The organism is Streptomyces longwoodensis (assembly GCF_001514125.1).
GTDB lineage: Bacteria > Actinomycetota > Actinomycetes > Streptomycetales > Streptomycetaceae > Streptomyces > Streptomyces longwoodensis.
This window is the reverse complement of the sequence record NZ_KQ948562.1, coordinates 108,229-129,314: the sequence shown is the minus strand read 5'-3', so window position 1 is coordinate 129,314 and position 21,086 is coordinate 108,229. Positions and strand designations below refer to the sequence as shown.

The window sequence follows — 21,086 nt, the reverse complement described above, 5'->3', positions numbered from 1 at the left end:
TCGTGAACCGACGAGGTCCCGCCGAACGATGAAGGAGTGCAGGCGTCGGCAGCGCGAACGCCGAGAAGAACTGACGAACGGGGACGGGCAGATGAGAACGGTCGGGATCAGGCGGTGCGGTGCAGCAGGCCGCTCATCGAGATGCGGTCGCCGCGGAAGCGGATGAACTCCAGGTCGACGGGGCGGCCGTCGGCGAGGTGCGTCAGGCGTTCCAGCATCAGGACGGCGGCGCCTCGCGGTGCCTCCAGGACGGCGGCGGAGTGGGCGTCGGCGTTCACCGCCTCCAGTGTGATGTCGGCATGGCCGAGGGGGCGGCCGGTGATCGACTCCAGGAGGCGGAAGACGTCGGTGTTCTCGAGGTCGGCGCCGAGCAGGGCGGTGCCGAGGTCGAGGGGGATGTAGGTGAGGTCCAGGGAGAGGGGCAGGCCGTTCAGGCGGCGCAGGCGTTCGATGTACAGGACGTCGGCGCCGGGCGGGAGGTGAAGCCGGTCGGCCACAGGGGCCGGAGCCGACACCGGGCCCACGGTGCGGACCTCGTTGGTGACGCGGCCGTGTTCGTGCAGGGTCTCGGCCAGACCCATCAGCCGGTCGAGCCCGTGGGGGTACTTCCGGGCGACGACGACCGTGCCGACGCCCGGTAGGCGGTCGACGAGGCCCTCGGAGCGCAGCAGGTCGAGCGCTTCGCGGACTGTGTTGCGGGAGGTGCGGTAGTCGGTGGCGAGCAGTGATTCATGGGGGAGCGTGCCGGACCCGAAGCCGTCGGTGAGCAGTTGGCGGCGGAGCAGGTCGGCGAGCTGGCGTGCCCGATCCGCGCGCAGCCTGCGCCGCGCGCGGTGGGCGGCGACGGTGGTCGCACCCTGGCCGGCGTGGTCCCGGATGCGGTCGGTGGGTGGCATGGCTGGAACCATACCGAGGCGCTAGGAAAAGGGGTGTTGCGGAAGTGTTGCGCCACCTGACGGCAGGTCGGCAAGCGCGCTGATCTGCGGTTCCTTGCCCTTCGCGGCAAGATCTGCCACTGCCGGCGGGACAAGCGCCACATCGGCGCGGGCCGCGCCGGTCGTCACCGGCACCGCCCCACCCGGCCCGGCTCGTGCCGGTGCCGCCGGACCCGTGCGGCCGCCCCCGGCAAGTAACCGGTGCTTGAGTCAGGCGCAACACCGGTGGCCGCCCGCTCACCCTCGGATGAGAGGGCAGTGCCGCCGAGCTCAGGCCAGTGCCGTCAGCCCCGGTGCGAATGTGATCAACAGCGGGAGCAGCGGGACCAGCGACGCCACGGTCGTCGTCAGGGCGCGGTGGCGTCGGTCCAGCCGCGGCGGGGGCTCCAGCAGCCGGTCGACGCGCTCGCCCAGGAGGCGGTGGCTGTTGGCGCAGGACAGGACGCCCCGGTGCTGGTTCAGTTCGATCAAGGCGAGGGCGGTGGTCAGGTGGCCGCAGCGGCGGGAGGCCGTGTCGTCGGCGGCGAGTTCGACCAGGCGGTGGGTCTGGTCGCAGAAGTGGGTGAAGAGCGGGACACGCGGGAAGCCCGTCGCCAGGGCGGTCGACAGGTGCAGCAGCCAGTCGTGGTGGGCGCGGGCGTGGCCGCGTTCGTGGGTGAGGACGGCGTCGAGCTGGTGGGAGGTGAGGCGGTGCAGCGCACCGGTGGTGACGATCAGCTGGGGCGGGCTGCCGGGCAGCCACCAGGCGTCCGGGTACTCGTCCTCCAGGACCAGCAGGGGGCCGCGGCCGGACGGCAGACCGCCGGGCAGGTCGGGGGCCCGCTCGCGCAGGTGGGCGCGGGCCCGGCCGCGCCGACGGCGGGCCTCGACGAGCTCGCGGGCGAGCATCGCCGTGGTCCAGGCGGCCCCGCAGGCCAGCAGCACGGTGAGGCTGGCGGCCCAGACCGGGGCGGTGGTGAGGTCGTACGCCTCGGCCACACCGGGCGGCGCGGGGGCGAAGACCTGGGTGCGGACGGTGTGGAAGACGGCGGCGGCACCCAGGGTCAGGGCCGTCAGACAGCACAGCAGCACCGTGGCGACCAGGCACTGCCAGACCCACAGGGCGACGACCGGTTCCTGTTCCGGCCAGGACGCGCGCGTGAGGGCGCGGGGGACCGGCCAGGCGGCCATGAGGACGACGGCGCTCAGCAGGAGCAGGCAGACGGTCATGCCACGGGCTCCGGATCCGGTCGGGACGAGCTGCTGTGGACGTGCGTGGTGCTACGAGGCGGGACACGGCTCTGGCGGTGCGGGGGCGGCGAGCCGTGCTCGGAGGCCGTGCCCGCCGCCTGTAACCGCCAGTATGACGCCGTCCGCCTCGTCCGTCAGCCCGCGACGATGCGCCCGGTCACCTCGCCCAGGGACACCCGCAGGCCGTCGGGGCCCGGGGCCCACGCCGACAGGGTCACCACGTCGCCGTCCTCCAGGAACGTCCGCTTGCCGTCGGGGAGTTCCAGCGGGTCGCGGCCGTTCCAGGTCAGCTCCAGCAGGGAGCCGCGCTCGCGCTCGCTCGGGCCGCTCACGGTGCCGGAGCCGTACAGGTCGCCGGTGCGCAGGGAGGCGCCGTTGACCGTCATGTGGGTGAGCTGCTGGGCCGCGGTCCAGTACATGGTGGAGAAGGGGGGTTCGGAGACCACGTGGCCGTTGATCGCGACGGAGATGCGCAGGTCGTAGCCGGCGGGTTCCTGCGCCGAGTCGTCCAGGTAGGGCAGCAGGGGGTGCGTGCGCTCCGGCGGGGCCACGCGCGCGTGGTCGAGGGCTTCGAGCGGGGTGATCCAGGCGGACACCGACGTGGCGAACGACTTGCCGAGGAACGGTCCGAGGGGGACGTACTCCCAGGCCTGGATGTCGCGGGCCGACCAGTCGTTCAGCAGGCACAGGCCGAAGACGTGGTCGCGGAAGCCGTCCAGGCCGACCGGGCTGCCCATCGGCGAGGGCGTGCCGACGACGAAGCCGACCTCCGCCTCGATGTCGAGCCGGACGGACGGGCCGAACACCGGGGTCGGGTCGGCCGGGCCCTTGCGCTGCCCCGCGGGGCGCACGACGTCGGTGCCGGACACCACGACCGTGCCGGACCGGCCGTGGTAGCCGATCGGCAGGTGCTTCCAGTTCGGGGTGAGGGAGTCGGCCGCGTCGGGACGGAAGATCTGGCCGACGTTTCGCGCGTGGTGCTCGGAAGCGTAGAAGTCGACGTAGTCGGCGACCTCGAACGGCAGGTGCAGGGTCACCGAGGACAGGGGGTGCAGCAACGGTTCGAGCACCGGCCGGTGGGCCGGGTCGGTCACCCACGCGTGCAGCGCGGCGCGCACCTGCGACCACGTCGGCCGGCCGGCCGCCAGCAGGGGGTGGAGGGTCGGCGCGGCGAGGAGGACCGCGTGCGGCGAGCCGAGGGCCCGGGCCGCGGCGCCCGCGTCGAGGACGTGGTCGCCGAGCCGCACGCCGACCGTGCGCTCCGGGTTGCCGGGGCGGGAGAAGACGCCGTACGGGAGGTTGTGCGGGCCGAAGGGGTCGCCCTCGGGAAGGTCGAACGGGGGCATCGGGTGCTGCCTCGCTTTCGTGTTCGCCATGTCGTGCTCGCGGGTGCCCCGCCGTCGGCGGGAGCCGGGCCACACGTTACGGCTGACCTGGCACGAGCGGCACGGGGCGGCACCGGTGAGAAGGACGGGCCGGCCGTCGGTTCCGCTGGGGTGTCGTGGCGACGGCCGCGTGCCGAAGTACCGCATACACCTCGATGTGCCGCAACGGACGGAAAACGAGACGGGGGAGATCTTTTCCGGTCAGTGTCAGACGGGAGTGAAAGCTGACAGACAGGCCCCAACTCCCGTCAACCGGAAATGAGTCGGCGAGACGCGATGTCCGTATTCTCTGATCATGGCCGCACCCCTCACCCCTGCCCGGCGCTCCGCGTACGCGCTCATCGCCACCGACCTGGACGGAACGCTGCTCCGCGGCGACGACACCTTCTCCGACCGGTCGCTCCTCGCGCTGGCGCGCGTCACCGACGCCGGCGTCCGCCACCTGGTGGTGACCGGCCGGCCGGCTCCGCGGGTGCGGCCGCTGCTGGAGCACCTGCGCGGCAGGGGGCTCGCGGTGTGCGGACAGGGTGCGCAGCTGTACGACGCCGGCACCGATCGCCTGCTGTGGTCGGTCACCCTGGACCGGGAGCTGGCGGAGACCGCGCTGGGCAAGATCGAGGCCGAGGTGGGCCAGGTGTACGCCGCCGTCGACCAGGACGGCGTCGACGGGCTGACGCTCATCGAGCCGGGCTACCGGATGCCGCACCCGACCCTGCCGGCCCTGCGGGTCGAGCGGCGCGACGACCTGTGGTGCGCGCCGATCAGCAAGGTGCTGCTGCGCCACCCCGACCTGTCCGACGACGAGCTGGCGGCGACGGCCCGCTCGGTGGTGGGCTCGCTGGCCACGGTCACCATGTCGGGGCCGGGTACGGTGGAGCTCCAGCCGTGCGGGATCACCAAGGCGACGGGACTGGCACTGGCCGCCGAGCACCTCGGGGTCGGCCCGGCCGACACGGTCGCCTTCGGGGACATGCCCAACGACGTGCCGATGTTCGACTGGGCCGGGTACGGGGTCGCGATGGCCAACGCCCATCCGGAGCTCAAGGCGGTGGCCGACGAGGTGACGACGTCGAACGAGGACGACGGCGTGGCCGTCGTCCTCGAACGTCTCTTCCTCTGACCCGCGGGCGCTCCGACCCGTGCGCGCGCTGCTCGCGCGCCCTCCGGCAGGGCTGCCGCAGGGAGGCCTAGTACGCGCCGAACACGTTGTCGATCGAGCCGTAGCGGTCGGCCGCGTAGTTGCAGGCGGCGGTGATGTTGGCGACCGGGTCGTACGGGTCCCACGAGGTGCCGTCGACGTGGTAGGCGGCGAAGGTCGGGTCGATCACCTGGAGCAGGCCCTTGGAGGGGGTGCCCGCGACGGCGTTGGAGTCCCAGAGGTTGATGGCGTTGGGGTTGCCGGAGGACTCGCGCATGATGTTGCGGTAGATGCCGTCGTAGCTGCCCGGGATGCCCTTCTGGGCCATGATCGCGAGGGACTCGCGGATCCAGCCGTCGAGGTTGTTCGGGTAACCGGCGACCGTGGTCGAGGCGGTGGTGGCGGTCGTGGCCGCGGAGGCGCTGGTCGCACCGACCAGCGGGACGGCGAGCACGGCCGCGCCGGTGCCGGCGAGGACGAGGGTGCGCTTGAGACGGCTCATGCGGGCACGACGGGGCTGAGCGTTTGCGGACATGGGGAAGTTCCTCTCCGTCGCCTGCGAGGTGAGCTGTCGGGTTCGGGCTGGGAGGTGCCCGGCCGGCCGCCGTGGGGACGGCGACGCGGCTTCACCCCAAGCCGGCGCGGTGCGTCGCACTGCGTGACCGGTGCCGGGTACTGGGTGCTCGGCACTGATCACTGCGTACTGTGTACGACGTTTGCGTCGGCGTTCTACCTGGGTCCCCCGCTCCTGCCGTGCGTGAGTGGTCGTCGATGGGTGGGACCGGGCGGTGGCAGGATTCGGCGTCCGCCCGACGGCCGGGAACGTATGCGAGAGCACATGTCCGGAACAAGTAGCGGATTCACAGCTCGGGCCTATTGATCTTTGTTTGAGGCTTTTGGCGTGCTTGATCCTTTGCAGTTGCCAAGCATCAACTCGCCGAGCCGGGAAGGAAGTAGACGCGGCGTCGGACGGAAGGGGCCCGAGGGGCGGAAGTGAGCCAACTCACCACCGTCGACAAGAGTGGCAAATCGGGCAATAGACTCAACTAGTGGCTAATGAATGTGGCCGCGTGATCGAAATTGCTATTTTCCGGTAAGTGGATAAATGTCTGTTTCCGCCTGTCTGGCAGCCCCGGGGCCTCTCGGTGATCGAAAGGTGACCGGATACGCTGACTTGAGTGATGGCAGCGACCTATCGACAAACCGCGTGAGCGCCAGCAGACACCAGCAGACAGGAGATCCCTCGTGACCGTCGTCGGGCCGTTCGGGCTGAGCGTGCGGGACCAGGCTCTGGAAGCCGATGTCCAGCGCGGATTGGCGGCTGTCGAGGAAGGCTTGCTCGAGGCCACCAAGAGCGAGGTCCCTTTCATCACGCAGGCCGCGCAGCACCTCGTGCGGGCGGGCGGGAAGCGGTTCCGGCCGCTGCTCGTGATGCTCGCGGCGCAGTTCGGCGACCCGTACGCGCCCGGGGTCGTGCCGTCGGCCGTCGTCGTCGAGCTGACCCACCTGGCCACGCTGTACCACGACGACGTCATGGACGAGGCCCACGTGCGGCGCGGGGTGGACAGCGCGAACACCCGCTGGGGCAACTCGGTGGCCGTGCTGACCGGCGACTTCCTGTTCGCGCGTGCCTCGCAGATCCTCGCGGACCTCGGGCCCGAGGCGGTGCGGGTGCAGGCGCTCGCGTTCGAACGGCTCGTGACCGGTCAGATCCTGGAGACCGCCGGGCCGACCGACGGCCGGGATCCCGTGGAGCACTACCTCGATGTCCTCGGCGGCAAGACCGGGTCGCTGGTCGCGGTCTCGTGCCGGTTCGGGGCGATGATGTCCGGCGCCGACGAGACGGTCGTGGACGTCCTCACCCAGTACGGCGAACGGCTGGGCGTCGCCTTCCAGCTCGCGGACGACGTGCTGGACGTTGCCTCGGACTCGCACGAGTCGGGCAAGACGCCGGGCACGGACCTGCGCGAGGGCATCCCCACGCTGCCGGTGCTGCGGCTGCGCGAGCGGGCGGCCCGGCTGGGGCACCCCGAGGACGTCGCGCTGTGCGAGCTCCTTGACTCCGACCTGAGCGACGACGCGCGGCACGCCGAGGCGCTGGCCGCGCTGCGGGCGCACCCCGCGCTGGAGCAGGCGCGACGCGACACCGTGCGCTACGCCGAGGAGGCGCGGGCCGCGCTGGCCCCGCTGACGGAGTGCGACGCGAAGCGGGCGCTGGTGGAGCTGTGCGACCTGGTGGTCCACCGGGCGGGCTGACGCGACCCCGCCCCGCCCCTGGGGCTTCGCGCCGGCATCCCGGTACGGCGAGGGCTCCGCATCTTGCGGAGGCCGCGCATCCCGACGGGAGTCCCGCGTCTTGGCGGAGGCTCCCCGTCCCCCGTGAGGGTTCCCGGCCGTCCCCCGTGAGGGTTCCCGGTGAGGGCCCCCGCATCCCCGCAGGGCTCCGCGTCCCGACGCGGACCCGCCACCCCGGCAGAGGTCCGCATCCAGCCCGGGACTCACCCTCCCTGCGACGACCCGCCCTCCCGACAGGACTCCGCACCCGGCCGAGGACTCCGCCCTCCCCGGGCGCCCCTCGGCCGCCCCGGCGTCGCGCCGCTACCGCAGCCCCGCCCCGCGCCCGCCGCCGCGACCTCCCCCGCCTACCCCTAAGGGCCCCCTCCACCCTCACGTCATACCCCAGGCGTACATCGAGTTGGCTCCGCGGGTTGACGCCTAACGCCGGGGGATTTGGTCAGATGGATGTCACGGACTTCACCACTGCTCACCGATTCGGGTGAGAATGGCGGCAGTTGCCGCCGACTACGGAGGTAGGCACACATGGCACCGTACGCATCCGACGACACCACCAGTGGCCGGCGCAAGGCTGTGCGGTACGTCGTCCCCGTGACCGTGGTGGGCGTGGCGGCGGCGACCATCGGGCTGGTCCCGGCGCTCGCCGACTCCGGCGACCCCGACCTGCCGAAGATCACGGCACAGCAGCTGATCGAGAAGATCGCGGCCTCGGACGTCGAACAGCTTTCCGGCACCGTGAAGATCACCACCGACCTCGGCCTGCCGGACCTCGGGGGTCTGGCAGGCAGCCTCGCGTCCGCCGGCGGTGGCGCCGGCGGCGCGGGGGACGGCTCCTCGGCCGACCCCTCCGCGCGGCTGACCGAACTCGCCTCCGGCACGCACACCCTGCGGATCGCCGCCGACGGCCCCGACCGGCAGAAGGTCTCCCTGCTGGAGAAGGCCGCCGAGTACAGCGTCATCCACAACGGCGCGGACGTGTGGGGCTACGACAGCGCCACCGACGAGGTGTACCACTCCAAGTCCCCCGAGGGCACCGACGCCCACGGCAAGGAGAGCGGCAGGACCGGGGCCGAGCAGGCGCCCACCCCGAAGGAGTTCGCCGACCAGGCCCTCAAGGCCGTCGACGGCACGACGTCGGTCACCGTGGACGGCACGGTGCACGTGGCCGGACGCGACGCCTACAAGCTGCTCGTCAAGCCGAAGGACGCCGACTCCACCGTCGGTGCCATCAGCATCGCCGTCGACGCGAAGACGGGGCTGCCCCTGAAGTTCACCCTCACCCCGAAGAGTGGCGGCGCCGCCGTCGTGGACGTCGGCTTCACCCAGGTCCGCTTCGCCAAGCCCGCCGCCTCGACCTTCGACTTCACCCCGCCCAAGGGCGCGAAGGTCACCGAGGCCGACGACGCCGGCCACTCGGTGGCGGACAGGGCCAAGGGCAAGGGTGGCGCCGGCCTCCCCGGTGGCGAGGGGTTCGGCGGCCTCGACGGGCTGAACGTCCTGGGTGACGGATGGGACTCCATCGCCACCTTCGACACCGGCTCCGGCAGCGAGCTGCCGTCCGCCTCCAAGCCGTCGGGCGGCGAGGCGGGGGCGTTCGGCGACCTGCTCGGCTCCTTCGGCGACAAGGCCACCGGCAAGTTCGGCTCCGGGACCGTCTTCTCGACGCGCCTGGTCAACGCCCTCATCACCGACGACGGCAAGGTCTACGCCGGCGCGGTCACCAAGGACGCCCTGGTGAAGGCCGCCGACGCGGCGGCGAAGAAGTAGACCGGGACGGGACACACGGGGAGCCGATGGGCACGGGAGCGGAGGACGGCGGCCACGCCGAGGACGGCGGTCCAGCAGACGCCGGGGACCACCCGAGTGACGGCGACCTTGCCGACGCCGCCGTCATCCGCACCCGTGCCCTCACCAAGCGCTTCCGCGGCGGGCACGTGGCCGTGAACGGCCTGGACCTGACCGTCCCCGAGGGGAGCGTCTTCGGCTTCCTCGGCCCCAACGGCTCCGGCAAGACCACCACCATCCGCATGCTGATGGGGCTGATCGAGCCGACCTCCGGCACGGCGCGCGTGCTCGGGCAGCCCATGCCCCGGGCCGTGCGCACCGTACTGCCGCAGGTCGGCGCCCTCATCGAGGGGCCCGCCCTGTACGGACACCTGTCCGGCCGGGACAACCTGCTGCGCTACGACGCCGCCGACCCCACCGCCGACCCGCGCACCCGGCGTGCCCGGGTCGGAGCGGCGCTGGAGCGGGTGGGGCTGTCGGCGGCCGCGGGCAAGAGGGCACGCGCGTACTCGCTCGGCATGAAGCAGCGGCTCGGGCTCGCCGCGGCGCTGCTCCAGCCGCGCCGGCTGCTCGTCCTGGACGAGCCCACCAACGGACTCGACCCGCAGGGCATGCGGGAGATCAGGTCATTGGTGCGGGAACTGGCGTCCGACGGCACCACCGTCTTCCTGTCCTCCCACCTCCTCGACGAGATCGAGCAGGTCTGCACGCACGCGGCCGTGATGGCGCGTGGGCGGCTGCTGGTGCAGGGCGCCGTGGCGGAGCTGGCCGCACGCGCGCGTGGCCGGCTGGTCGTCACCACCCCCGACACGGCGGAGGCCGCGCGCGTGCTGAAGGAGCAGGGTGTCGGCGACGTCGTCGTGGAGGAGCGGGGCGACCGGGTCACCGGCGAGCCGCCGGAGCGGGAACCGGCCGAGCTGAACGCCGCGTTGGTTGCCGCCGGCGTCCGGGTGCGCGCTTTCGGCGTGCGCGAGGCCTCGTTGGAGGACGCGTTCGTGGCGCTGACGGGGGAGGGGTTCGATGTCGCGGGCTGACACCGCGGGCGCGGGCGTGCGGGTCCGCAGGTCCTGGAGCCTCGGGCTCTTCGCCGGAGAGTTCACCGTCACCCTGCGGCGCTGGCGGACCCTCGCGCTGCTGGCGGTGCTGGCCGCCGTGCCGGTGCTGGTCGGGATCGCCGTCAAGATCGAGTCGGACGGCGGCTCGGGCGGGGGCTCCGGTGGCGGGGACGGGGGCGCGGGACCGGCGTTCATGGCGCAGGTGACGAACAACGGGCTGTTCCTGGTGTTCACCGCGCTGGCCGCGACACTGCCGTTCTTCCTGCCGATGGCCGTCGGGGTCGTCGCCGGTGACGCGATCGCGGGCGAGGCGAGCGCGGGCACCCTGCGCTACCTGCTCGTCGCCCCGGCCGGCCGTACGCGCCTGCTGCTCGCCAAGTACGCCACCACGGTCGCCTTCTGCCTGCTGGCCACGCTCGTGGTGGCGGTGTCCGCCCTGGCGGTCGGCGCGCTGCTGTTCCCGCTCGGCGACCTCACCACCATCTCGGGGACCCGCATCACGTTCGGGGAGGGGCTGGCGCGCGCCCTGCTGATCGCGCTGGTCGTCGCCGCGTCGCTGCTGGGGGTCGCGGCGCTCGGGCTGTTCGTCTCCACGCTCACCAACAGCGGCATCGCGGCGATGGCGACGACCGTGGGCCTGTTGACGACCGTGCAGATCGTCGACCAGATACCGCAGTTGCACGCGGTCCAGCCGTACCTCTTCCCGCACTATTGGCTGTCCTTCGCCGATCTGATGCGCGAGCCCATCTACTGGGACGACCTCCAGAAGAACCTCGGCCTCCAGGCCCTCTACGTGGCCGTGTTCGGTTCGGCGGCCTGGGCGCGCTTCACGACGAAGGACATCACCACCTGAGCCCGGGCACGGCTCAGCGTTCGTACGGGAAGCGCGCGAGGGGTGCCTCCTGCGCGAAGAAGGTCTTCGCCCGGGCCAGCGCCTCGGTGTCCGTGCGGACGTCACCGGGCTTGCTGCCGTTCCCGAGCAGCACCCCGCCGAACCGCATGCCGAGGTACGCGGCCGAGGTGCGCAGGGTGCCGACCAGCGGATCGGCGACCTCGAACTCCTCGTGCGCCAGCGCGGTGACGCCCCACAGCGTGCGGCCCGCCATGCGCGCCTTGAAGTCGACGCCGGGCAGGCGCAGCCAGCCCGCCCAGTGGTCCAGGTAGCGCTTGGTCTGCGCGGACACCGAATACCAGTACAGCGGCGAGGCGATCACGAGGTCCGTCGCGGCGAGCGTCGCGTCGAGGAGGTGTGCCGCGGCGCCCTCCGGGCGCGGTATCTCGGCGTCGTGCCGCACGTCCACGAAGTCGGGCAGCGGCTGCTCGGCCAGGTCGAACCACTCCTGCTCGGTCCCGGCGGGCAGTTGCTCGGCGGCGGTCCGCGCGAGAAGTTCGGTGTTGCCGTCCGGGCGACTGCTGCCCAGCACGAACAGGAAACGTCGGGTCACGGGGGCCTCCCTGAGGATCGATCGACGTCCAGATCGACGTCCATCATATGCGTACGCATCTTATGCGTCAGAATGTAAAAGCTCCGCGAAGTCCAGCAGCGCCCGCTCACCGCCGCGCGGAGCGACCACCTGGAGTCCCAGCGGGCACCCGTCCGACCCGAACCCCGCCGGGATGCTGAGCGCCGGATGCCCGCTGAGGTTGAAGGACCAAGTCAGCGCGGTCGAATAGCGCTCGCCGGGGCCGTTGTGGCCGTGCGCGGCGCACGGGGTGGTCGGCGTCAGCAACAGATCGGTCCGCCGGAACAGCGCGTCCAGGCGCCGGTCGTTCACGGCGCGGATCCGGCGGGCGAGGGCGAGAGCGAGGGGGTCGTCGCCGGAGGCGGTCCGCAGGGCCAGCCAGGCGTCGGCCGGGTCCTCCAGCCGCAGGGGCGCACCCTCCGGGGCGGGTCGCCGGCCCCTTGGAGCCCGCCGGTCCCTTGCAGCGCGCCGATCCCTCGGACCGGGCAGGTCCTGTTCGATGCGTACGGCCCCGGAGTCGGCGAGCCGCAGCGCGGCGGCGTGCGCGACGGCCACCGGCTCGGGGTCGACGTCGGCGAACCCCAGATCGGGTGACCAGACGGCGCGAAGCGGACGCGGCTTCACCGCCGCACCCTCCCCGGCCACCCCCGTCCCCGCCACCCCCGCCATCCCCGTCGTCCCGGCCGCCCCCACCGTCACCGCCGTCCACCACGCCCGCGCGTCCGTGGCGCACCGTACGAGGACCCCGGGCGCCGCCAGCCCCGTACGGTCGGCGGAGGGCAGGCGGCCGTTGGTCGTCTTGAGGCCGAGGACGCCGCACCAGGCGGCCGGTATCCGCACCGACCCGGCCCCGTCGCCGCCGGTCGCGAGGGGGACCACTCCCGCGGCCACGGCCACCGCGGCCCCCGCCGACGAGCCCCCCGGCGTACGGTCGGCCCGCCACGGGTTGACGGTGCGGCCGTACCGGCCCAGGCCCCAGGTCTGCCACGGCGTGCCCGGCCCCGGTACGGCGGTGGCGCCCACGGCCACGCACCCGGCGGCCACCAGCGGCCCCGCCGACCGCAGCCCGTGCCGGCCCTTCACCGCGAACGGCACCCCGGCCAGCGGCAGCCGCTCACCGGCGGCGACCCGCGCGTCCACCTCGGCGGCCCGCCGCAGCGCGTCCTCCTCCCACACCTCGCGGAAGGCGCACAGGGACCGGTCGGTACGGGCGATCCGCTCCAGTGCGTCGGCGACGACATCGACGGCACGCACGCGTCCCGCGCGGACGGCGGCGGCGAGGGAGTGGGCGTGGGTGCCGTGGTCCACGGTCTCGCCGGAGCCGGCCGAGGGACCCCCGGGTCCGCGCTCCGGCGTCATCCGCTCCAGCCGGCGTGCGCGCCGGTGAGGCGGGTGAGCGCGTCCGTGTCGCGCGGCGGGGGGCCGGTGAGGTCGCCGAGGCGCCACGCGGGCACCCACGGGACGCGGTGGACGTCCACGACGGACTCGAGCAGCCGCACACCCTGGGCCAGCGGGCGCGGCAGCCGGCCCGGCGCGTCCGCGACCAGCACCACCGCGCCCAGGTCGAGCCCGCGCGGCGCCTGGCCGCGCCGGAAGACCTCCAGGGTGCGCAGGGCCGCCTCGATGCCGTACGCGTGCGTGCGGGCGACGAGCAGCACCGACGCCGGGTCGCCGGGGCCGGGCCAGCCGCGGCCGCAGTCGTGGCCGCCGTAGACGCGGGACAGCGTGGTGGCGCCGGCGCCGCCGTGCGCGCCCAGCCAGGAGAAACGGCGCGGGGCACCAGGGGGTGCGGCGGGGCCGTACGCACCCGGCTCCGGTGGGGCGACCGGGCCGCGCAGCCAGATCTCCGGTCCGCCGCGCGCGTCCGTCGTCCGCATCTGCCGTACCCCCTCCTCGTCGGCCGTCAACCGCCGCGGGCCCCGGTGTCCGGTGCGGCGTCCCGGGTGCGGTGGGTTCCTGGAACGATGCTGTGACAGCGTGGTGACGTGTGCACCGGGGGCGAGCGGTGAGACTTCAACAGTACGTGCAGGACCGGATCGTGACGCTGGGGAGCGGAGCCCTACGGCTTCCCCACGCATCCGAGTGTGAGGGAACCGATGTCTCGACTGAGCCGCGAGAAGACGAACCGCGAGAAGAAGCGGGACCAGATGCTCGCCGCCGGGAGTCCGACGGCCGGCGTGGTGCCGCTCGACGTCCGCGTCCCCGGTGCGGGACCGGGCGGGGCCGGCGCGACGATCGGCGGGGTGCCGGTCGCCGCGGCCGACGGTGAGGAGACGCAGCACGCCGTGCTGCGCCACCTGCACCGCATCGCCCTCGCCACCGGGCACCCCGTGCTCGCCACCGTCCACGACACGCGCATCGGCTACGTCGTTCCGCTGCGGGTCGACACGGACGGTTCGAGCCACTTCACGGGGGAGCCGGCGCGGATGGCACCGCTGGGGGAGGCGGCGGCGCCGCCGGTGCCTGTTGCCCCGCCGGAGCGCGCGCCGGCGCCTGCGCCCCCGCACTCACCTGAGCCTAGGCCCGCGCCCGTCCCCGAGCACCCGGACGTCGCCGAGGACCCGGCCGCGTCGGACCACTCCACCACTCCCGGACCGCCCCCGTCCTCCGAGCCGGCTCGTGACAAGCCCACGCACCTCCTGCGGTCCGTGTCCGAGCCGGTGCGGGACGCCGCGCCGACGTTCCGGCTGCGCGCGGTGCCCGAGGCGCAGGACGCGGCCCCCGCGCCCGGCACGGTCGCCCAGCCGACGGGCGTCTTCGGCCCGCCCCCCGCGATGGACCCGTCCCCGGAGCACGCGACGGCCGTCCCCACGGACCCGGCGCAGCCCCCGGCCCCCGTCGCCGCCCCGGTGTCCCCCGCCACCCGCGACCTCGGTCTGGAGCTGGGTCCCGCGCTGGCCGAGGCCGACCCGGAGCCCCAGCACACGCCCGCGCGGGGGTTCGACGCGGTCGCCGAGGCGGTGCTCGGGGAGGACCCCCGGACGGTGACCGGGACCGACGGGACGCCCGCGGTGCTCGCCGAGCCGACCGCACGGATCAACGAGGCGGTCAGGGAGGGCCGCATAGAGGCGGCCGCACAGCTCGCCGAGCGGACCGTGGCCGAGGCGTCCAGCGCGCTGGGCCCGGCCCACCCCGAGGTGCTGAGGCTCCGCGAACTGGGCGCCTACATCGCCTACTTGTCCGGCGACGCGCTGCGCGCCTTCCACGTCTCCCTGGAACTGGCCGGCGTCCACCGCCGCGCGGGCGACGCCGAGGCCGCGTACGGCAACGTCCAGAGCGCCGCCGCGGCCTGGCGTGCCGTACGCGACCCCTTCCAGGGCCTGAACCTGGGCACGGAACTGATCGGGCTGTGGACGGAGTTGGCGGCCGAGGACGGCCCGGCCGCCGAGGACGCCGAGGAGCTCGAGTCGGCCCGCGCCCGTATGCTCCGCCTGGCCCAGCGGGCCCGCACCGCCGGAGCGTGAGAGAGGGTCGGCCTCTCCGCTCCCTTACGGGGACAGCGCCACCCCGCTACGAGGACAACGTCCACACCGCGTACGCCAGCGCGTCGGCATTGCGGTCCAGGGCCGTGTCGTTGAGGTTGGCGATCGTGTCGCACGAGGAGTGGTAGCAGCGGTCGAAGGGCTGGCCGGCCGTGCCGCCCCACTTGGCCGCCTGCGCCGACGTCTTGACGTAGTCGGCGCCGCTGAACAGGCCGCCCACGGGTATCCCCACGTTCTTGAACGGGGCGTGGTCGGAGCGGCCGTCGCCCTCGGTCTCGATCTCGGTGGGGACGCCGAGGCCCGAGAAGTACGTCTTGAAGGTCTGCTCGATGGTGGGGTCGTCGTCGTAGACGAAGTAGCCGGGGTTCGGCGAGCCGATCATGTCGAAGTTCAAGTAGGCGCTGATCCGTGAGCGGTTGGCCGACGACAGGTTGTTGACGTAGTAGCGGGAGCCGACCATCCCCAGTTCCTCCGCGCCCCACCAGGCGAACCGCAGGTGCCGGGTGGGCTGGAGACCGGCGCGGGACACCGCCAGCGCGGTCTCCAGGACGGCGGCCGAGCCGGAGCCGTTGTCGTTGATGCCGGGGCCCGCGGTGACGCTGTCGAGGTGGGAGCCGGCCATGAGGACCCGCGTGGTGTCACCGCCGGGCCAGTCGGCTATCAGGTTGTAGCCGGTGCGGCTGGAGGACGTGAACTGCTGGATGGTCGTGGTGAACCCGGCGGCGTCCAGCTTGGCCTTCACGTAGTCGAGCGAGGCCCGGTAACCGGTGCGGCCGTGCGCCCGGTTGCCGCCGTTGGCGGTCGCTATGGACTGGAGCTGGGACAGGTGCGCCTTGACGTTGGCCACGGGGAGGTCGGGCGCGGCGGCGACCGCGGGGGTGGCGGGCGCCGCGCCGGCCAGGGACCCGGTGGCGAGGAGGGTGGTGGCGGCGACGACGGCAGCGGCCGCCGCGCGCCCGGAAACGGAGAGCTTCATGGTGGGGGACTCCGGCTTCCAGCGGGGTTCCCCTGGGACGGCCGCCACGGAAGGCGCGGGGGAGCCCACAGGAACCCACGGTGAATGGGGTGCCTGGATGGTGAAGCCGGGACTGACTTTGCGTCAAGAGCGCCATCCAGACACGGAGTTCACCTATCGAAGCGCCCCCGCCCACCCTCACTGCACGCAGAACTCGTTGCCCTCCGGGTCCGTCATCACCACCCACTGGCCCGACGGCTCCTTCACCTCCCGCTCCACGCGCGCGCCGAGCGCGGTCAGCCGCTCGACCTCCCCGGCGCGGCGCTCGCCGCCCACGTGCAGGTCGAGGTGCAGCCGGTTCTTCGTGGTCTTGGGTTCCGGCACCCGCTGGAACAGCAGCCGCCGCCCCAGCCCGGTGCCGCTGTCCGCGTCGACGGGGTCGTCGGGGTGGCGTACGGCGACCAGGTCGCGGAAGGCGGGGCGGCCGTGGAACTCCACGGTGGCCTCGCCGGGCAGTGCGCCCATCGCGAGCAGCCGCTCGATCAGCGCGCTGTTGTCCTCGGTCTCGTAGTGCAGCGCGGCGGCCCAGAAGTCGGCCTGGGCGTGCGGGTCGGCGCAGTCGACGACGAGCTTGAAGTGCACGGGTGCGGGAGTGGTCTGCGTCATGTAACCACTTATATTGGTTACGTGAGTGAGCGCGCAACGGAACCGCCGGAACGGTCACCCGGTCTGACCCTGGTCTCCTACGACGGCAAGCCCTACCGCTTCGACCCGGGCGCCCTCTGCCTGGAGCTGCTGACGACCGGCGGGCCGGGTGCGTTCGCGCGGTACGAGGTGCTGCACGAGCCCGCCGACCTGGTGGCGTGGGCCGCCCGCAGCCGCCTCCCCGACGGGCTGGATCTCACCGTCTCCGGGGCCGAGCTGGAGCGCGCACGGGCCGTCCGCGACGCCCTGTTCCTCCTGGCGGCGGACCGCGCCCACAGCCGGCCGCTCGACGCGGGGCACGTCGAGGTGGTCAACGCGGCGGCCGCGGCGCCTCCACTGGTGGCCCGTCTCCTCGCCGACGGCACGCGCGCGTGGGCGCAGGGCGCCACCGGGACCGGCCTGCTGTCGACCGTCGCGCGCGACGCGGTCGACCTATTCACCGGGCCGTACGCCGAGCGCGTCCGCGAGTGCGGCGCCCACGACTGCTCCCTGCTGTTCGTGGACACCTCACGCCCGGGCCGCAGGCGGTGGTGCGCGATGGAGCACTGCGGGAACCGGGCGAAGGTGCGGGCGCACCGGGCCCGCGGCAGGACCGCCTAGCGGGACTCGCCGCCCACCCGGCAGGCCCGCCCGCCCCAAGTCAGGCGTCGGTCGCCGCAGTCGTAGCAGCGGAGGCAGCCGTAGCGGTGGACGCAGCGGTAGCGGAGGCGGCCGTGTCGGCCGTAACGGCCGGTGCGACCCGCGACCCGACCGGCTCACTCACCGGCTCCCACCGCCGCGCCCGCCGCGCGGTGCGCAGCGCGTCCCAGGTGAGCATCGACAGCGCCAGCCACACCAGGGCGAAGCCCGCCCAGCGCTCGGCCGGCATCTCCTCGTGAAAGTAGGCGATGCCCAGCAGGAACTGGAAGACCGGCGCCAGGTACTGCAGCAGCCCCAGGGTGGACAGCGGCACGCGGATCGCCGCCGCGCCGAAGCAGACCAGCGGGATCGCCGTGACCACGCCGGTCGCGGTCAGCAGGGCGGAGTGGCCCGCGCCCTCGGAGGTGAACGTGGACTCGCCGCGGGTGCTCAGCCACGTCAGGTAGGCCATCGCGGGCAGGAACTGGATCGCGGTCTCCGCGGCCAGTGACTCCACCCCGCCGAGATTGACCTTCTTCTTGACCAGCCCGTACGTGGCGAACGAGAAGGCCAGGCACAGGGAGATCCACGGCGGCCGGCCGTAGCCGACGGTCAGGACGACCACGGCGACGACAGTGACACCGACCGCCGCCCACTGCACGGGCCGCAGCCGCTCCTTGAGGATCAGCACGCCCATCGCGATGGTGACCAGCGGGTTGATGAAGTACCCGAGGGACGCCTCGACGACGTGCCCGGCGTTCACCGCCCAGATGTAGACGCCCCAGTTCACGGTGATCACCGCGGCGGCGACGGTGAGCAGGGCGAGCCTGCGTGGCTGCCGCAGCAGCTCACCGGCCCAGGCCCAGCGCCGGATGAAGAGGAGGGCGACGCCGACGAAGGCGAGCGACCACACCATCCGGTGGGCCAGGATCTCCACCGCGCCGGCGGGCTTGAGGAGCGGCCAGAACAGGGGGACCAGCCCCCACATGCCATAGGCCGCGAAGCCGTTCAGCAGACCTATGCGCTGCTCGCTCCTGGACTTTCCGGCCACGGCCACTCCTTCTCACTTCACGCACGCACGCGTGGTCGAAGGTAACGCCGCGGACCCCCGTCTGTCATGCCCGTATCGCCATACGGTCATGACCGACGAGGGTGGGAGCCACTCAAGCGTGATCGACAGACGTATCGACGGACGTGATCGACTTCGCGGCTCAGCCCTTGAGCGCCGCCGCGATCGCCTCGGACAGCGGCGTCGTCGGGCGGCCGATCAGCCGGGACAGGTCGCCGCCGGCGACGACCAGCTCGCCCTTCTCGATCGAGGCGTCGACGCCCGCGAAGACCTCGGCCAGCGGAGCGGGCAGCCCGGCGCCGGTCAGGATGCCGGTGAGCGCCTCGGCGGACACGGCGTTGTAGACGATCTCCTGGCCGGTCTGCGCGCTGAGCTCGGCCGCGTACTCGGCGAAGCTCCACGCGGTGTCGCCGCCCAGCTCGTACGTCGCGTTCTCGTGGCCCTCGCCGGTCAGTACGGCGACCGCGGCCGCTGCGTAGTCGGCGCGGGACGCGGAGGACACGCGGCCCTCGCCGGCGGCCGCGACGACGGCGTGGTGCTCGAGGACGGGCGCGAGGTTCTCGGTGTAGTTCTCGTGGTACCAGCCGTTGCGCAGCAGCACGTACGGCAGGCCCGAGGCGAGCAGCGTCTCCTCGGTGGCGCGGTGGTCGTCGGCGAGCGCGGCGGTGAGGGTGCCGGGGGCGCTGGTGTACGCGAGGAGCGCGGCGCCGGCGGCCTTGGCCGCGTCGATGACGACCCGGTGCTGCTGGGGGCGGCCCTTGTCGAACTCGTTGCCCGAGATCAGCAGGACCTTGTCGCCGGCCGCGACGACCCCGTCGAAGGTCTCGGGCCGGTTGTAGTCGGCCACGGCCAGCCGCACCCCGCGCGCCGCGAGGTCGGCGGCCTTCGCCTCGTCGCGCACGACGGCGGTGATCTGCTCCGCCGGGACCTTCTCCAGCAACTGCTCGACGACGTGGCGGCCGAGGTGTCCGGTGGCTCCGGTGACGACGATGCCCATGGTTCACAACTCCTTGTGGGGGTGGCTGATGCACTAACCCTAGAGCTGGCGCTAACTGAACGAAAGTACCCACTTTGAAGTAAGGTACTGGCATGGCCGTAAGTAACCGAAGCAACCCGGGGGTCACCGCCTCCGGCGCCGAGCGCATGTGCCCCCACCGCCTCGTGCTGGAGCACGTCACCAGCCGCTGGGGCGTCCTCGTCCTCGTCGAGCTGCTGGAGCGCCCCTACCGGTTCAGCGAGCTGCGCCGTGCGGTGGGCCGGTACGGCAGGGACGTCAGCGAGAAGATGCTCACCCAGACCCTCCAGACCCTGGAGCGGGACGGCATGGTCCACCGCGACGCCCACCCGGTCATCCCGCCCCGCGTCGACTACTCGCTGACCGACCTCGGCCGCGAGGCGGCGGAGCAGGTGCGCGCGCTCACCCGGTGGACCCAGGACCGCCTGGGACAGGTGGAGGAGGCCCGCCGGGCGTACGACGAGGCCCGGGACCTCAGGTCCCGGGCCTCGTGACACACCGCTGCGGCTGACTTCCTCAGCCGACGACCGTCCAGGTGTCGCCGCCCGCCAGCAGCGCGGCCAGGTCGCCCTTGCCCTGCTGCTCGATCGCGGTGTCGAGCTGGTCGGACATCTGCGCGTCGTAGACGGGCCGGTCCACCGAGCGGAACACCCCGATGGGGGTGTGGTGCAGTGTGTCCGGGTCGGCCAGCCGGGAGAGCGCGAACGCCGTCGTCGGGGACGCCGCGTGCGCGTCGTGCACCAGGACCTGGTCCTCGTTCTCCGGCGTCACCGCCACCACCTTCAGGTCACCGGTCCGCGCGTCCCGGACGACCCCCTTGGACAGGTCGCCGCCGAAGCGGATGGGCCGGCCGTGTTCCAGCCGGATCACGGCCTCTTCGGCGGACTGCTTGTCCTTCAGGGCGTCGAAGGCGCCGTCGTTGAAGATGTTGCAGTTCTGGTAGATCTCGATGAGGGCGGTGCCGGGGTGGGCGGCGGCCTGGCGGAGGGTCTCGGTGAGGTGTTTGCGGTCGGAGTCGACGGTGCGGGCGACGAAGGAGGCCTCGGCGCCGAGGGCGAGGGAGACCGGGTTGAAGGGGGCGTCGAGGGAGCCCATGGGTGTCGACTTGGTGATCTTGCCGACCTCGGAGGTGGGCGAGTACTGGCCCTTGGTGAGGCCGTAGATGCGGTTGTTGAAGAGGAGGATCTTGAGGTTGACGTTGCGGCGCAGGGCGTGGATGAGGTGGTTGCCGCCGATGGAGAGGGCGTCGCCGTCGCCGGTGACGACCCAGACGCTGAGGTCGCGGCGGGAGGCGGCGAGGCCGGTGGCGATGGCGGGGGCGCGGCCGTGGATGGAGTGCATCCCGTAGGTGTTCATGTAGTACGGGAAGCGGGAGGAGCAGCCGATGCCGGAGACGAAGACGATGTTCTCGCGGGCCAGGCCGAGCTCGGGCATGAAGCCCTGCACCGCGGCGAGGATCGCGTAGTCACCGCAGCCGGGGCACCAGCGCACTTCCTGGTCGGACTTGAAGTCCTTCATCGACTGCCGGGCCTCCGCCTTCGGCACCAGTGAGAGCGCCTCGATCGCGCCGGTGCCCTCCGTGGTCGTCTCAGCCATCGATGGCCTCCTTCAACGCCGTGGCGAGCTGTTCCGCCTTGAACGGCATGCCGTTGACCTGGTTGTACGACTGCGCGTCCACCAGGTACCTCGCCCGGATCAGGGTGGCGAGCTGGCCGAGGTTCATCTCCGGGACCACGACCTTGTCGTACCGCTGGAGCACCTCCCCGAGGTTGCGCGGGAAGGGGTTGAGGTGGCGCAGGTGGGCCTGCGCGATGGACTCCCCGGCCGTGCGCAGCCGGCGTACGGCGGCGGTGATCGGCCCGTAGGTGGAACCCCAGCCGAGCACCAGGGTGCGGGCGCCGTGCGGGTCGTCCACCTCCACGTCGGGCACCTCGATCCCGTCGATCTTGGCCTGCC

At 72.9% G+C, this 21,086-nt stretch carries 20 protein-coding genes and 1 pseudogene; 8 read left to right on the top strand and 13 right to left on the bottom strand.

The features are described from left to right. Nucleotides 1–107 precede the first annotated feature (107 nt). The 3 genes from AQJ30_RS30825 to fahA form a co-directional block, all read right to left on the bottom strand. The gene (locus AQJ30_RS30825; protein ID WP_067240493.1) at nucleotides 108–896 is read right to left on the bottom strand and encodes a GntR family transcriptional regulator; all 789 of its coding nucleotides are present in this window, start codon (nucleotides 894–896) and stop codon (nucleotides 108–110) included. Nucleotides 897–1,205: 309 nt separating this feature from the next. After that, entirely contained in the window at nucleotides 1,206–2,144 is a 939-nt protein-coding gene (locus AQJ30_RS30820; RefSeq protein ID WP_067240491.1) for a M56 family metallopeptidase, read from the bottom strand. Between the two features lie 155 nt (nucleotides 2,145–2,299). Beyond that, nucleotides 2,300–3,511 (bottom strand): fumarylacetoacetase, encoded by a 1,212-nt coding sequence (gene fahA, locus AQJ30_RS30815; protein WP_067240490.1) that lies wholly within the window; start codon nucleotides 3,509–3,511, stop codon nucleotides 2,300–2,302. Nucleotides 3,512–3,845: 334 nt separating this feature from the next. Between fahA and AQJ30_RS30810 the strand changes: the two genes are divergently transcribed. Next, nucleotides 3,846–4,670, top strand: a complete 825-nt coding sequence (locus tag AQJ30_RS30810; protein WP_067240488.1) for an HAD family hydrolase — start codon at nucleotides 3,846–3,848, stop codon at nucleotides 4,668–4,670. A 67-nt stretch (nucleotides 4,671–4,737) separates the two neighbouring features. On the opposite strand, the gene AQJ30_RS30805 is transcribed toward AQJ30_RS30810, so the two are convergent. Next, the gene (locus tag AQJ30_RS30805; protein ID WP_067240486.1) at nucleotides 4,738–5,223 is read right to left on the bottom strand and encodes a transglycosylase SLT domain-containing protein; all 486 of its coding nucleotides are present in this window, start codon (nucleotides 5,221–5,223) and stop codon (nucleotides 4,738–4,740) included. Between the two features lie 710 nt (nucleotides 5,224–5,933). Here AQJ30_RS30805 and AQJ30_RS30800 point away from each other — a divergent pair. The 4 genes from AQJ30_RS30800 to AQJ30_RS30785 all read left to right on the top strand — a co-directional run bounded on the left by AQJ30_RS30800 (nucleotide 5,934) and on the right by AQJ30_RS30785 (nucleotide 10,676). Beyond that, nucleotides 5,934–6,944 carry a polyprenyl synthetase family protein gene (locus tag AQJ30_RS30800; RefSeq protein ID WP_067240485.1) on the top strand — a complete coding sequence of 337 codons (1,011 nt, stop codon included), beginning with the start codon at nucleotides 5,934–5,936 and terminating at the stop codon, nucleotides 6,942–6,944. Nucleotides 6,945–7,508: 564 nt separating this feature from the next. Further along, the gene (locus tag AQJ30_RS30795; RefSeq protein WP_067240483.1) at nucleotides 7,509–8,750 is read left to right on the top strand and encodes a LolA family protein; all 1,242 of its coding nucleotides are present in this window, start codon (nucleotides 7,509–7,511) and stop codon (nucleotides 8,748–8,750) included. Nucleotides 8,751–8,776: 26 nt separating this feature from the next. Beyond that, nucleotides 8,777–9,802 (top strand): ABC transporter ATP-binding protein, encoded by a 1,026-nt coding sequence (locus AQJ30_RS30790; protein ID WP_067240481.1) that lies wholly within the window; start codon nucleotides 8,777–8,779, stop codon nucleotides 9,800–9,802. Then, entirely contained in the window at nucleotides 9,789–10,676 is an 888-nt protein-coding gene (locus tag AQJ30_RS30785; RefSeq protein WP_067240480.1) for an ABC transporter permease, read from the top strand. Before AQJ30_RS30790 ends, AQJ30_RS30785 begins: the two co-directional genes overlap by 14 nt. A gap of 13 nt (nucleotides 10,677–10,689) precedes the next feature. Here the strand turns inward: AQJ30_RS30785 and AQJ30_RS30780 are convergent, their stop codons facing one another. The 3 genes from AQJ30_RS30780 to AQJ30_RS30770 are packed head-to-tail and all read right to left on the bottom strand — an operon-like array spanning nucleotide 10,690 to nucleotide 13,163. Then, on the bottom strand, nucleotides 10,690–11,268 hold the full coding sequence (locus AQJ30_RS30780) for a flavodoxin family protein (protein ID WP_067240478.1): 579 nt from the start codon (nucleotides 11,266–11,268) through the stop codon (nucleotides 10,690–10,692). A 60-nt stretch (nucleotides 11,269–11,328) separates the two neighbouring features. Next, nucleotides 11,329–12,645, bottom strand: a complete 1,317-nt coding sequence (locus AQJ30_RS30775; protein ID WP_079084412.1) for an amidase — start codon at nucleotides 12,643–12,645, stop codon at nucleotides 11,329–11,331. Next, nucleotides 12,642–13,163 (bottom strand): DUF6668 family protein, encoded by a 522-nt coding sequence (locus AQJ30_RS30770; protein ID WP_067240476.1) that lies wholly within the window; start codon nucleotides 13,161–13,163, stop codon nucleotides 12,642–12,644. The genes AQJ30_RS30775 and AQJ30_RS30770 overlap by 4 nt, the downstream gene beginning before the upstream one ends. A 219-nt stretch (nucleotides 13,164–13,382) precedes the next feature. Here AQJ30_RS30770 and AQJ30_RS30765 point away from each other — a divergent pair, with 219 nt between their 5' ends. After that, entirely contained in the window at nucleotides 13,383–14,750 is a 1,368-nt protein-coding gene (locus tag AQJ30_RS30765; protein ID WP_067240474.1) for a hypothetical protein, read from the top strand. A gap of 46 nt (nucleotides 14,751–14,796) precedes the next feature. Here AQJ30_RS30765 and AQJ30_RS30760 read toward each other — a convergent pair whose 3' ends face one another. Both AQJ30_RS30760 and AQJ30_RS30755 read right to left on the bottom strand, forming a co-directional pair. Further along, nucleotides 14,797–15,744 carry a M28 family metallopeptidase gene (locus AQJ30_RS30760; RefSeq protein WP_067240472.1) on the bottom strand — a complete coding sequence of 316 codons (948 nt, stop codon included), beginning with the start codon at nucleotides 15,742–15,744 and terminating at the stop codon, nucleotides 14,797–14,799. Nucleotides 15,745–15,921: 177 nt separating this feature from the next. Next, entirely contained in the window at nucleotides 15,922–16,389 is a 468-nt protein-coding gene (locus tag AQJ30_RS30755; RefSeq protein ID WP_067240470.1) for a VOC family protein, read from the bottom strand. 21 nt (nucleotides 16,390–16,410) lie between these two features. On the opposite strand from AQJ30_RS30755, the gene AQJ30_RS30750 reads away from it, so the two are divergent. Further along, nucleotides 16,411–17,028: a CGNR zinc finger domain-containing protein gene (locus tag AQJ30_RS30750; protein WP_079084411.1), complete on the top strand. Its 618-nt coding sequence runs from the start codon at nucleotides 16,411–16,413 to the stop codon at nucleotides 17,026–17,028. A gap of 40 nt (nucleotides 17,029–17,068) precedes the next feature. Here the strand turns inward: AQJ30_RS30750 and rarD are convergent, their stop codons facing one another. Together rarD and AQJ30_RS30740 are read right to left on the bottom strand one after the other, a co-directional pair. Next, nucleotides 17,069–18,097, bottom strand: coding sequence for an EamA family transporter RarD (gene rarD, locus AQJ30_RS30745; RefSeq protein ID WP_067240468.1), 1,029 nt, complete (start codon nucleotides 18,095–18,097; stop codon nucleotides 17,069–17,071). 160 nt (nucleotides 18,098–18,257) lie between these two features. Continuing rightward, on the bottom strand, nucleotides 18,258–19,112 hold the full coding sequence (locus AQJ30_RS30740; RefSeq protein WP_067240466.1) for an NAD(P)H-binding protein: 855 nt from the start codon (nucleotides 19,110–19,112) through the stop codon (nucleotides 18,258–18,260). 92 nt (nucleotides 19,113–19,204) lie between these two features. Between AQJ30_RS30740 and AQJ30_RS30735 the strand changes: the two genes are divergently transcribed. Continuing rightward, on the top strand, nucleotides 19,205–19,624 hold the full coding sequence (locus AQJ30_RS30735; RefSeq protein ID WP_067240465.1) for a winged helix-turn-helix transcriptional regulator: 420 nt from the start codon (nucleotides 19,205–19,207) through the stop codon (nucleotides 19,622–19,624). 22 nt (nucleotides 19,625–19,646) lie between these two features. Here the strand turns inward: AQJ30_RS30735 and AQJ30_RS30730 are convergent, their stop codons facing one another. Then, nucleotides 19,647–20,726 carry a 2-oxoacid:ferredoxin oxidoreductase subunit beta gene (locus AQJ30_RS30730; protein ID WP_067240463.1) on the bottom strand — a complete coding sequence of 360 codons (1,080 nt, stop codon included), beginning with the start codon at nucleotides 20,724–20,726 and terminating at the stop codon, nucleotides 19,647–19,649. Next, nucleotides 20,719–21,086: pseudogene (locus AQJ30_RS39625) on the bottom strand (2-oxoacid:acceptor oxidoreductase subunit alpha); the annotation flags it as partial. The gene AQJ30_RS30730 and the pseudogene AQJ30_RS39625, both read right to left, overlap by 8 nt.

Bases quoted from the DNA above. Each gene is read 5' to 3' on its own strand.
- AQJ30_RS30825 (WP_067240493.1), bottom strand. From the start codon at position 896: ATGCCACCCACCGACCGCATCCGGGACCACGCCGGCCAGGGTGCGACC.
- AQJ30_RS30820 (WP_067240491.1), bottom strand. From the start codon at position 2,144: ATGACCGTCTGCCTGCTCCTGCTGAGCGCCGTCGTCCTCATGGCCGCC.
- fahA (WP_067240490.1), bottom strand. From the start codon at position 3,511: ATGCCCCCGTTCGACCTTCCCGAGGGCGACCCCTTCGGCCCGCACAAC.
- AQJ30_RS30810 (WP_067240488.1), top strand. From the start codon at position 3,846: ATGGCCGCACCCCTCACCCCTGCCCGGCGCTCCGCGTACGCGCTCATC.
- AQJ30_RS30805 (WP_067240486.1), bottom strand. From the start codon at position 5,223: ATGTCCGCAAACGCTCAGCCCCGTCGTGCCCGCATGAGCCGTCTCAAG.
- AQJ30_RS30795 (WP_067240483.1), top strand. From the start codon at position 7,509: ATGGCACCGTACGCATCCGACGACACCACCAGTGGCCGGCGCAAGGCT.
- AQJ30_RS30790 (WP_067240481.1), top strand. From the start codon at position 8,777: ATGGGCACGGGAGCGGAGGACGGCGGCCACGCCGAGGACGGCGGTCCA.
- AQJ30_RS30785 (WP_067240480.1), top strand. From the start codon at position 9,789: ATGTCGCGGGCTGACACCGCGGGCGCGGGCGTGCGGGTCCGCAGGTCC.
- AQJ30_RS30775 (WP_079084412.1), bottom strand. From the start codon at position 12,645: ATGACGCCGGAGCGCGGACCCGGGGGTCCCTCGGCCGGCTCCGGCGAG.
- AQJ30_RS30770 (WP_067240476.1), bottom strand. From the start codon at position 13,163: ATGCGGACGACGGACGCGCGCGGCGGACCGGAGATCTGGCTGCGCGGC.
- AQJ30_RS30765 (WP_067240474.1), top strand. From the start codon at position 13,383: ATGTCTCGACTGAGCCGCGAGAAGACGAACCGCGAGAAGAAGCGGGAC.
- AQJ30_RS30760 (WP_067240472.1), bottom strand. From the start codon at position 15,744: ATGAAGCTCTCCGTTTCCGGGCGCGCGGCGGCCGCTGCCGTCGTCGCC.
- AQJ30_RS30755 (WP_067240470.1), bottom strand. From the start codon at position 16,389: ATGACGCAGACCACTCCCGCACCCGTGCACTTCAAGCTCGTCGTCGAC.
- AQJ30_RS30740 (WP_067240466.1), bottom strand. From the start codon at position 19,112: ATGGGCATCGTCGTCACCGGAGCCACCGGACACCTCGGCCGCCACGTC.
- AQJ30_RS30735 (WP_067240465.1), top strand. From the start codon at position 19,205: ATGGCCGTAAGTAACCGAAGCAACCCGGGGGTCACCGCCTCCGGCGCC.
- AQJ30_RS30730 (WP_067240463.1), bottom strand. From the start codon at position 20,726: ATGGCTGAGACGACCACGGAGGGCACCGGCGCGATCGAGGCGCTCTCA.